General features: G+C 64.8%; 8 protein-coding genes and 1 pseudogene. 3 read left to right on the top strand and 6 right to left on the bottom strand.

Annotated features, from left to right (window positions below; translation table 11 throughout):
- From Q0925_RS00970 to Q0925_RS00960, 3 genes and pseudogenes are all read left to right on the top strand, one after another.
- Positions 1-282, top strand: a pseudogene (locus tag Q0925_RS00970) (hypothetical protein); the annotation flags it as partial.
- A gap of 85 nt (positions 283-367) precedes the next feature.
- Positions 368-616, top strand: a complete 249-nt coding sequence (locus Q0925_RS00965) for a ribbon-helix-helix domain-containing protein (RefSeq protein WP_299330888.1) — start codon at positions 368-370, stop codon at positions 614-616.
- Complete coding sequence (locus tag Q0925_RS00960; protein ID WP_299330886.1) at positions 613-906, top strand: type II toxin-antitoxin system RelE family toxin; 294 nt, start codon at positions 613-615, stop codon at positions 904-906. Before Q0925_RS00965 ends, Q0925_RS00960 begins: the two co-directional genes overlap by 4 nt.
- Positions 907-1,399: 493 nt before the next feature.
- On the opposite strand, the gene Q0925_RS00955 is transcribed toward Q0925_RS00960, so the two are convergent.
- The 6 genes from Q0925_RS00955 to Q0925_RS00930 all read right to left on the bottom strand — a co-directional run.
- Entirely contained in the window at positions 1,400-3,928 is a 2,529-nt protein-coding gene (locus Q0925_RS00955; RefSeq protein ID WP_299330884.1) for a PAS domain S-box protein, read from the bottom strand.
- A gap of 306 nt (positions 3,929-4,234) precedes the next feature.
- Entirely contained in the window at positions 4,235-5,461 is a 1,227-nt protein-coding gene (locus Q0925_RS00950) for a DUF5305 domain-containing protein (protein ID WP_299330882.1), read from the bottom strand.
- A 4-nt stretch (positions 5,462-5,465) separates the two neighbouring features.
- Positions 5,466-6,629, bottom strand: coding sequence for a signal peptidase I (locus Q0925_RS00945; protein WP_299330879.1), 1,164 nt, complete (start codon positions 6,627-6,629; stop codon positions 5,466-5,468).
- Positions 6,630-6,925: 296 nt separating this feature from the next.
- On the bottom strand, positions 6,926-7,789 hold the full coding sequence (locus tag Q0925_RS00940) for a hypothetical protein (RefSeq protein WP_299330893.1): 864 nt from the start codon (positions 7,787-7,789) through the stop codon (positions 6,926-6,928).
- A gap of 196 nt (positions 7,790-7,985) precedes the next feature.
- Entirely contained in the window at positions 7,986-9,524 is a 1,539-nt protein-coding gene (locus Q0925_RS00935) for a DUF1102 domain-containing protein (RefSeq protein WP_299330876.1), read from the bottom strand.
- A gap of 193 nt (positions 9,525-9,717) precedes the next feature.
- The coding region (locus Q0925_RS00930; RefSeq protein WP_299330874.1) for a hypothetical protein at positions 9,718-10,085 on the bottom strand (368 nt) is incomplete at its 5' end.

The raw sequence follows: 10,085 nt of genomic DNA, 5'->3' as shown, positions 1-10,085 counted from the left end.
AAGATTGTTCCGCCGGAACTGCTGGCTGCGATGAAGATTCGATCACTGCCAGACCGGGATAAGAGCCACAAACGGGTGAAAGACGTCGCTGATCTCCACGCGTTGCTCTGGTACGTCAAAGACTACGGAGAAATGAAATCCGGTGTGCTAGAGTACGTATCTGGATCTGACCTGGACCGGCTCAATGACGCGGTCGATGGTTCAGTGTTTGAAGATGCGGCTCAACTGCTTCAAATCGACCAACAACTAATAACCGGGTCTATCAGAAGACTGCTTCAATAACCTGGAGACACAACTTAGAAAGAATAGAGAACTTAGTGTAAATTTAAACATTTTTCTTACTGTAGTACTACTATGGTGAGTTTTTGTGGCTTCGTTGACCATCAAGTTGCCGGATGATCAGAAAAGTGAGATTGAGGCTGTTGCTGAGAGGAAGAACTACAACAGTGTTTCGGAGTATGTCCGTGAGGCATTGCGTGACAAGGTTGAGGAAGACCTTGTCTTGCGGCCTGAGGTTGCGGAGAAGCTTCGGAGACGAGTCAAAGAGTACGAGGAAGGAGAAAAGGATGGCTACACCTTGGAAGAGTTAGATGAAGAGTTAGGGTTGTCGGAGTGAATCTTGAGGTCAGAGAAGGGGCTGTTCAGGACCTGAAACAGTTTGATAAACAAATTCAAGAACAGATCAGAGACGGGATTAAGCGGTTAGTAGGTGATCCGCTTGGTGAAAATACATCTCTCCTATCGAAGCAAGGTTTGGAGATCTACCGGCTGAAGCTGAAAACCAGCGAGTTAGATCACCGGGTGTTCTTTGATTTGGATGGAGACAGAGTCGTTGTACTTGGTGTAGAACACCGGGATGATGCATACACTCAGGAATCGATAGAGAAGATTAGATCGCGGGAGTAGTATGGACCTTACCAGATTGGTTTTGAATGTTGGAGATGGAGCTTGGGGTTTAGTTACGGTTGTTTCTGCTCTATCCTGGGGTTGTTTGAGGGGGTGTTTCGTTGGCAATCCGGCTGTTGTATGGTGGTTTGCTAGTTTCTGGCTGGCTTCTTGAACTGGGGGTGTTTGGTTGGTGGTTTGCCAGTGATCCACGGGGGTGATTCAGTGAAATAGCTCTGGGTTCTTGCTAGTGTACGTGAAGATTTTCGATACCCCGGGGTATCGAAATCCGTCACGTGACGATAGCCGACAGTATGAGTCCGCGACAGCGAGGTCAGTGGGAGGGCCGCCTGTCTCAACCCCTCCGGAACCGAAATCCGAGGTCGCGAAGGAGGGAGTCAACGCCGCAGCTGCTCGATCGCGTCACCGATCGACGAACGACACGCTTCGATAGGTCGGGCCGTCAGCCGAAGAACGACGAGACGCACCGGGCGGGGTGTGGTAGGCACGGAGGCTATGCCTCGCTGATGCCAGTAATTTCGAACCGTGCGCCGCCCTCCGATCCCGCAGTCACGCAGATCCCCCAGTCGTGGGCGTCGACGACTTGCTCGACGATGCTCAACCCGAAGCCAGTTCCTTCGTCGGTCGTGGTGTATCCCGCGTCGAACACGTCGTCACGGCCGTCTCCAGGGATCCCCGGGCCGTCGTCTTCGACGTAGAAGCCGTCGTCGAGGTCACCGACAGTCACGATCACCTCCTCCCCGCCGTGTTCGACCGCGTTACGGACGAGGTTCTCGAACACCTGCTTCAAGCGGCTCTCGTCGGCGTAGATTGTTTGATCGACGTCCGTGACGAGCATAGCGTCTCTCGTGTCGACGTTCGCCCAGCATCCTTCGGCTACCGCTGCGAGGTTGACTGGTTCGAGGTCGGTGACCGCCTCGCCCTCGTGGGCCAGGGTCAGGAGGTCTCCAACCAGGGCGTCCATTCGATCCAAGGCTCGGTCGACCTCGTCGAGGGACTGGCTCTCACACTCCTCACGGGCGAGTTCTAACCGTCCGTTGGCTACCCGCAGTGGATTCCGCAGGTCGTGGCTGACGACGCTGGCGAACTCCTCCAACCGGTCGTTCTGACGTTGCAGTTGCTCCTCGCGGTGTTTCTGCTCGGTGATGTCTTGGGCCGTCCCGACAACGTGTGTCACCTCGCCATCGGTGACGACCGGTACGAGAACTGTCCGGTAGACTGTTCCCTCCTCCGGGACGGGGAGTTCAGCCGTATAGGTGACTGGTTCGCCCGTTTCGACACACTCCCTGTAGCGGTCGAGAACCGCCCGTCCGGCGGTTTCTCCGAACAGTTCGGTCAGGGTCCGGCCGGTGACTGTTTCGCCGGGCGAGGCTCCGGCAACCCGTTCGTAGTGGTCGTTTGCGTAGCGTAACTCGAAGTCGCCGTCCGCAACGTCGACGATGAACTGGCACTCCCGGGCGTGTCTGAAGAGCGTCTCGACCATTTCGAGTTTCTGCTTGCGCTCCCTGCGGTCAGTGATGTCTGTGGCGACGCCGGCGAGACGGTTCGTTTCACCGTCCTCCTCAACCGGATAGATCTCGACTTCCAGCCACCGCGTTCCCTCGTCCGGATGCTGAATCCGGAATTTTTGCCGCTGTGTACCGTCAATACAGCCGGTTCGTTGGAGTTCGATGTCGTTCTCCAACCGGCTGACGTCGTCGGGATGAACGTGACGCCGCCACAGCCGTGGATCGTCCCGGAGTTCCTCGAAGTCGACGCCGTAGAGCGCCTCTGCCGCGGAGTTGCAGTAGTGGAGTTCGGAGTAGTCGGCCGCAACGAGGAATAGGCCGTTGGGCACGGCCTCCGCCAGCAGTTCGAACCGCTGATTCACCTCCTGGAGCGCCTGTTTCCCTTCCTTGCGGCGGGTTACGTCACGGGCGGATATGACGAGCGACACCACGTTGTCCGTCTCGTCCGTTACTGGCCGGATGACGCCTTCGACGCTGTAGGGTGTGCCGTCGGGTCGTTCGAGGTCCGCTTCGTACTCGACGTACTCGCCGGAAGCGGCCTGCGTCACTTTCGCACGGACGTCCGGTCGGGTTTCGTCGGTCCACCACGGCGTGTTCCAGAACGGCTCTCCGATGATACTTTTTCGGTCGGCGTCGATGTAGTCCAGCGCAGTCTGGTTGGCTTCAACGAGTTTCCCATCGGTGTCGGTCACGGCGGCGAGGATGTTCGGATCCTCCAGAATGGCCTGGTACTGGCGCTCGGTGCGTTGCAGTTCCTGCTCGCGTTCCCGTCGACTGGAGATGTCCCGCACGGTACAGACGAGTTCGCCACGATCGGTCATCGCAAGCGTGTGGTCGACGGGTACTATACCCCCATCTGAGCGGAGGCTGGTGGTTTCGCCGCGCCAGTAGCCCGTCCGTTCGACTTCCGGGAGGATCTCCGATTGGACTTCCGGGATGTCCTCGTCCGGATACGCGACCGTGTACTGTTTGCCGATCATCTCCTCGGCATCGTAGCCGTGGATGTCTGCGAATCGCTGGTTGACGTAGATGTAGTGGCCGTCCTCGTCGAGGATGCTGATCCCCTCCTGTGCGGTTTCGATCGCTTCGAGGTGACGGTTCCGTTCCCGTTCGGCCGCCCGCCGCTCGGCGGCGTTCCGGATTCGGTTGGCGAGGACGGCATAGTGGTCGGTCCCGGTGTCTTTCTGTAGGTAGTCGGTCACACCTTTGGAGATCGCCTCGCTGGCGATCTCCTCGGAGCCTTTGCCGGTGAAGAGAATGAACGGGAGGTCGGAAAACTCCTCCCGAACGGCCTGTAGGAACTCGATTCCGTCCATACCGGGCATATTGTAATCCGAGACGACGCAGTCGGGCGGGCGGTCGCTGATGCGCTGTAATCCCTCGTCGGCGCTGGTCACCGTTTTGACGGTGAACCGGTCGTCCTCGCGTTCGAGGTACGTTCGGGTTAGATCTGCGAAGTCCGGGTCGTCGTCAACGTGCAACACCCGAAACCGTTGCTGGGTAGTGGGAGTCATACCATACCTGTTGTGAGTGTCTTGAAAACGCTTGTGTGGCGTTTTCAGGAATGATATCACGGGTGTGCTGACCGCGCCTCCGCACCGGCTGTGTTCAGCGTCAGCCCCTCTCGGGGTCGCGGATGTCCGCCCCACTCTTCAGAGACGGCGAGGCTTGGTCCCGGACTATGACCGATGCGGCTGATACCGAGTTCGTGGGAGCATTCCCGCCGGGGGCGTGACTCCCCTGATCATCACGTCACTGGTACCCGCCAGGGCCATAACGGACGCCGCTGACGGCGACTTCGGGCCGGTACTGGTGTTGAGTTACTCCGGGTCGTCGTCGTCCGCTGCCGGCCCGGAATCGTTGGACTGGTTTGCGTCCGGGGGGGAGCCGGCCTCGTTCGCGCCGCCGGCCTCGTTCGCGCCGCCGGCCTCGTCGGCACCCGGGTCACCACCGTCCTCGCCCGCCGGAGCGCTCGTCGGGTCGGGCGGTCGGTACGTGTACAGCAGGTCACCGGTGACGGCGTGGAACACGCCCGTCTCGGGGTCCTCGACGACGCCGGTGTCGTTATCGATCGCGAAATCGACGAGGTCCTTGAGACTCGACGCCGCCGCCTGGGGGCGCTCGAACACCGGGTCGGGCAGGCGGATCCGGGTGATCCACTCGGCGAACTCCGAGCGGTCGTCGCGGTACGAAAGGTACGCCTCCTCCTCGGGCGTGAGCGGTTGGACCCAGATACGGACGTACAGCAGCACGCCGATTCCGACGATTCCCAGGGAGAGAACGGCCGGGCCGCTGATCGATCGGAGCGGGCCGTAGCTCCGCTGGACGGTGCTGCGTTCGGTCCGCTCGGGCCCCCCCGACTGGAGTCCCGGCTCCGACACCGCGTAGGTGCCGTCACCGGGTTCGACGGTCATCTCGATCGTCCGCGTGTACGTCGTCGACTCGCCGTCGAACGTCCCGTTCACCGCGACCGCAGAGACGACGAGGACCTCGGTCGTTCCGGGCGACGCGCCGAGTTCCTCCTCGATCGACGCCGCGGTCGCGTCGATCGCCGAGGCGTTGAGGACGGCCGACGCGGCGACCGTGTCCCCGGAGCCGACGTCCGAGAACCGCCTGTCCGCCAGCGGTTCCCGGTTCCGCCAGTAGACCACCTCGCCGTCCTCGCCGACGTTCCGGATGACGAGTTCGGAGGCGATGTCGACGGTGACGTCGCTCGCGGCGGTCGCGGTGTACCGGGTCTCGATGTCGACGTCGAGTTCCGGCGCGATCCGCGTGAAGTACGTGCTCCGGCCGTCGAGAACCGTCCCGGTCGCGAACACGGAGTTCGGCTCGGTCACCTCCGCGCTGTGGACGTACTCCGTCTCGACGGTGAGCGGGGAGACAGTCCGCGTCTCCGTCGTGGTGCCGGGTTCGACGTGGGTCGTGTACACCAACCCGGCGCCGGCCGCGGTAGCGAGAACGCAGACGACGACGATCAGGGTGAACTGTGCGTGCAGTAGCGCCCGAAGCCGAAGCCGGGTTTCGCTGGGTTGTGTCGAGGAGCTCATTCAGTTACTTGTATAGTTCGCGGAGCAGACGGCGGTACGACGGTGTGTTCGCGCGCGAGCCGCGGGAGCGGATCCGCGCGGGTTCGCCGCGGAAGAGCGCGACCCCGAGGGCGACGATGCCGCCGCCCAGCAGCCCGTTGATCGCGAGCAGCGGCGCCCACGGGTGGACGCCGTAGAGCTCGTCGATCACGCCGGGAGGCAGGACCGCGAGGTAGCGGTGTTCGGTGACGAACAGCCGGTAGTAGCCGGTCTCGTCGGGCGCCGACAGCGTCACCGTGGTGGTCCTCTCGCCGCGGCTCCCCACGTAGACCCGTTGGGGATCGACGTCGACGCCCGGGCTCGCGGGAGCGACGTAGGTGTACACCGGGACGAGGCCGGCGTTGGGGACGACGTACTCGATCTCCTGGCTCGTGCCGCGCTCGATGACGGTGGGGTTCTCCGACTCGAACTCGGCGCTCACGACCCCGTACTCCTGGGTCCCCCCGGGAACGACCATCGCGGCGGTCGCAGTCGCCATCAACACGAGCGCCAGGATCAATACGATCGCGAACACCGACGTGCCGTCGTCGCGCGAGCGGTCGCGCTCGGGCCGGTCGCGACCCCCCCGATCCGTGTACCAATCGAGCGCGTACGCGACCGCCGAGAGCCCGAAGAGGACGTACGCGAGCCCCTGGGTCCCCTGGAGCGACCGGACGCCGAACGTGACCGCGAGCTGGGTCTGGACCGACTCGAACGCGGTCTGAAACCCCATCGCGACCGTCCCGAGGTGTGGGATGACGACGACACCCCCGCCGAGGGTGAGCGCCTTCGCGACGATCTCGGCCTCCTGGACGACCGGTTCGCCGCCGTCCTGGTCGGTGAAGGGGTTGTTGTCTCCCTGGGTGACGTACCCCCGTTCGGTCTCCTCGACGACGCGATGGGTCGTCAGCCCGCCACCCTGGATCTCCTGGGCCTCGAACGTCACGACGTCGCCGGTGCCGATGTCGCCCGCGATCGCGGTGGGGATTGCGATGAACCCGTCGCCGGGGTCGAGCGTCGGCTGCATACTCCCGGTCTCGACGAAACTCAGGAGGACCGGCTGGCCGAGGAACTGCCCGACCACCAACGAGAGGATCACAACCACAACGGTGGCCTGGAGCGCGACCGAGAGGAATCGTTTGGGGGACATGGCGTGTCTTGTGCCGTCGTTGGGGGCGGTCGGCTGCGCGTGCAGGACCGATCCGACGGCTTCGCTCCGATGCTGTCATCGAATCATTATAAATTCGTGGTTCGGACGCCGGCGGTACTGTCTGGGTGGGAGTGCGGTCGGCGGGAATGCTGCGGGGGAGGTCCCGGGAGCCTCCCGCGTTTTTGTGCCCCTTCCACTCCCGTCCGGGAGCGGTGTTCCGGCCGGCAGTCGCGTCGCTACACGCGACCGTCCCGGCGTGTCTGTGAGTCGCACACGGAGCAGCGTCGGACGGGACCTCATTCGTCGACCACGTCGCCCGCGAGCAGGACGAACGCGCCGATGAACGCGAGACAGAACCCGAGCAGGTGGACGTACAGGTTCACGACGCGCCCGGTGCCGGTGGGGTCGGCGGGGAACCCGACGATCGGATAGCCGACGAGCAGGACGCCCCCGGCCACGAACAGGTCGCCGTAGCCCGGCCGCGACGTCACCGTTCGGAGCAGGTCGCGGGTCGGCAGCCGAAGCTCCACACCAGCACTCAGCGCGTAGACGACCCCGACGGCGAGCCCGGCGGCGGCCGTCGCGAGCCCCGCGATCCCGACACCGGTCGTGGACACCGGCAGCGCCAGGAGCGCGATCCACCCGACGAGCAGGAAGAAGGCGGCGGGGAGCGGTCGGACGGACGCGTCGGAGGCGAACCGCTCGCGGGCGTAGCCCCACAGCAGAAGCGGGAGGAGTCCCAGGAGCGCCATGTTGATGCCCGAGAAGCCGAACCCGATGGCGTTCCGCGGCACCGCCAGGTTCAGCGCCGAGAGGACGAACGGGAACGCGAGCAGAAACGTCGCCAGCGCGGTCAGGAAGAACCGCCGTCGATCACCCAGAACGGCGAGCGCGTAACCCACGCCCGCGAGCAGCCCGTAGCCGACCAGGTTCCCCGCGAGGTGCGTGGCCCGGAGGTGGACGTAGTGCGCGGTGAACGCCGTTGGCAGCGTCGGGTCGGTGTAGGCGAACGCGAACGACCGGCGGACCTCCGCCGGGAGTGTGAAGACGGCGACCAGGACGGCCGGGACCGCACAGAGAACGGCCACATCGACGACGCGGGCGCCCACGAGCAGGTCGTGCCGGAAGCCGCCGGTGTCGGTCGCCGTGTCAGCCTGCATAGGGCGGTCGTCGCCGGCTCCGCCGTCGTCGACGCCCCCGGAACGGTCGTCGGTCGCCGCGCCGGCGTCGTCGGACAGGCTTCGTGTCACGGCATCACCCGCCGGTCGCGCGGGGTGCCGCGCGTCGCGCCGGCTCCGGGCGCGTCCGAGGGCCTCCACGCCGACTCGCGTCGGGCGGCGAGCCGGTGGTCCGTGGTCATCGGGGCATCCGTCGGACGAGTGAGACGGTTGCGAGGGCGATTCCGACGAGCAACGCCAACCCGCCGAGGTCGCCGAGGTCGGTGCCGCTCGGCTCCGGAACCGGACCGTCGGACCCGGTGTCCGCGGGCGTCGCCGCGCCCTCGGAGCGTTCAACCGCCGGTTCGGTTCCGTTGTCGGGCTGTTCCACGCGCAGCGTCTCCACCCGGGCGCCGTCGACGGCGAGAACGGCCTCGCCGCTCGCCTCCACCCGTCCGGTGAGTTCGACCGTCGTCGAGGCGCCCGCGTCGAGCGTCACCCGCTCGGTCGCGATCGGCTCGCCGTTGGCGGTGAGCGTGACCGTTCGCTCGCCGGCCGCGCCGCCGGCGTTCGTGACGGTCGTGCGCACGGTAAGCGACTCGCCGGGCGCGAGGGTCGTCGCGTCGGTCGCCGTATCGGTGACGTCCAGCCGCGGGACCTCCTCGCCCACGGCGAAGGTGGAGAGGTCGTCAGTGCGTGCGCGGAAGTGGACGCGGTCGTCGGGGAGGCCGCGCTCGCGGGCGGCCGCGTCGTCGAGGGGCTGGGTCGGCAACCGCTCCCAGTCGCCGGCGTCGGTCTGGCGGTAGAGCGCCACGTTCCCGCGATCGACGCCCGCGCGGTCGAGGTACGCGGGATCGGTGCTGAACCGCAGCGTCATCCCGTCGGACTCCTCTGAGTCGATGTTGTGCTGCAGGGAGAGGTACGCCAGCGGCCGCGGCTCCGTCGGAGCGTCGAGCGTGCTCGCCTCGTCGAACGCGTCGGGGCTGCCGGCGGCGTCCAGTTGGAGGTCCCCGCCCGGCGTGCCGGTCAGTTCGAGCTGCTCTAGGGTGATGCTCTCGCCGTCCATCTGCATCCCGTCGGCGTCGAACGTGACGCTCCCGCCGGGTTGGGTGTCGGTCGCAGCGAACTGCCGTTCGTCCGTGGCCGGCGAGATCACGCTCGTCGACAGTTCGTCCTCGTCGTCGGTGGTCGACGCCCCCGACGCGTCGTCGGGATCGGCGACCTCCGCGCGGATCGAGAACTCCTCGGCGCCGAGCTGCGTGCCCGCAACCTCGTCGCGGGCGTCGATCCGCAGGCCGACCGCGACCGTCTCGTTCGGCGCGAGCGTGACGTTGTTGGCCTCGCCCTCGAGGGAGTCAGTGGTCCTGCCCTCGATGGCGTCGCTGTCGGTGACGAAGGTGACGTTCTCGCCCTCGTGTTCGATCCAGACCCGCGCGAACTCGTCGGCGGTGTAGGTGACGGTAAAGACGCCGTCGGCCGACGCGAGCGTGTCGGGGTTGACGCCCTTGAACTCCGCCGAGAGGTTCGGGTTGGTCGGCGAGAGGTCGACCACGATCTCGTCGTCGCCGTTCAAGTAGGCGTACTTCCCGTTCGGCCCCTCGGCGGGCTGGACCGCAAGGCGGTCCTCCGCGACGGTGTCGGCGTCGTCGCTGATGACCGCCGCGCCCGTGGTGAAGGCGAGCGATGCCGCCGCTACGAGGGCGACGGCGAGGATCACGGTGCGGCGGTGCGGCAGCATCGGTGGCTCTTCTGTGAGTTTGTTGTAGTAGGGGTTTGGTTATGGTGTGGTTGAAGACGCTGAAGGGATCGCTTGATGTGGGTGGCCGGGTCTGTGCCGGTTGCAACCGTTCTGCTTCTGCCTCACTCCTGGCCGATATTAAACAATTCTGTTACTTCGGCGTCGGAGAGGGCGCGGGTGTGGAGGTGGATTTCTATATCGGCGGATCAGTTCGGTCGTACCCGTACCCGTTCGTTTCTTGGCCAGCGAAGAACTCCGCGATTCCGGAGAGGTCGTCGTCCGGTGACGCGTCGGGGCCGGTCGTGTCGACCGTGACCACCATATAGTACTCCTCGCCGACGTTGAATGCGTAGTCCTCGGTGTTTTTGGGACCGAACCCGGAACCAGTCGGCTGTGCGAGCGGGTAATCTTTGTTGTAGCCGTTCTGGATCGGGAAGTCCTGCGAGGACGACCCGGTCGGGGCGTCGCCGGTGTCGTACAGTGTGAAATTGATGAACGACTGCCCCGCTCCGCCGTCGAGCCAGCTCGGGTCGGTGAAGTAGTAGCTCATCTTGAGCATCA

Origin of the sequence: Haloplanus sp. (assembly GCF_028275055.1) — an archaeon.
Taxonomy (GTDB): domain Archaea; phylum Halobacteriota; class Halobacteria; order Halobacteriales; family Haloferacaceae; genus Haloplanus.
The sequence above is the reverse complement of the archived record's forward strand: the minus strand, read 5'-3'. Positions and strand labels throughout refer to the sequence as shown.

Excerpts from the sequence above, each read along its gene's own strand:
- Q0925_RS00940 (WP_299330893.1), bottom strand. The coding sequence starts at position 7,789 with ATGCAGGCTGACACGGCGACCGACACCGGCGGCTTCCGGCACGACCTG.
- Q0925_RS00935 (WP_299330876.1), bottom strand. The coding sequence starts at position 9,524 with ATGCTGCCGCACCGCCGCACCGTGATCCTCGCCGTCGCCCTCGTAGCG.
- Q0925_RS00950 (WP_299330882.1), bottom strand. The coding sequence starts at position 5,461 with ATGAGCTCCTCGACACAACCCAGCGAAACCCGGCTTCGGCTTCGGGCG.
- Q0925_RS00945 (WP_299330879.1), bottom strand. The coding sequence starts at position 6,629 with ATGTCCCCCAAACGATTCCTCTCGGTCGCGCTCCAGGCCACCGTTGTG.
- Q0925_RS00955 (WP_299330884.1), bottom strand. The coding sequence starts at position 3,928 with ATGACTCCCACTACCCAGCAACGGTTTCGGGTGTTGCACGTTGACGAC.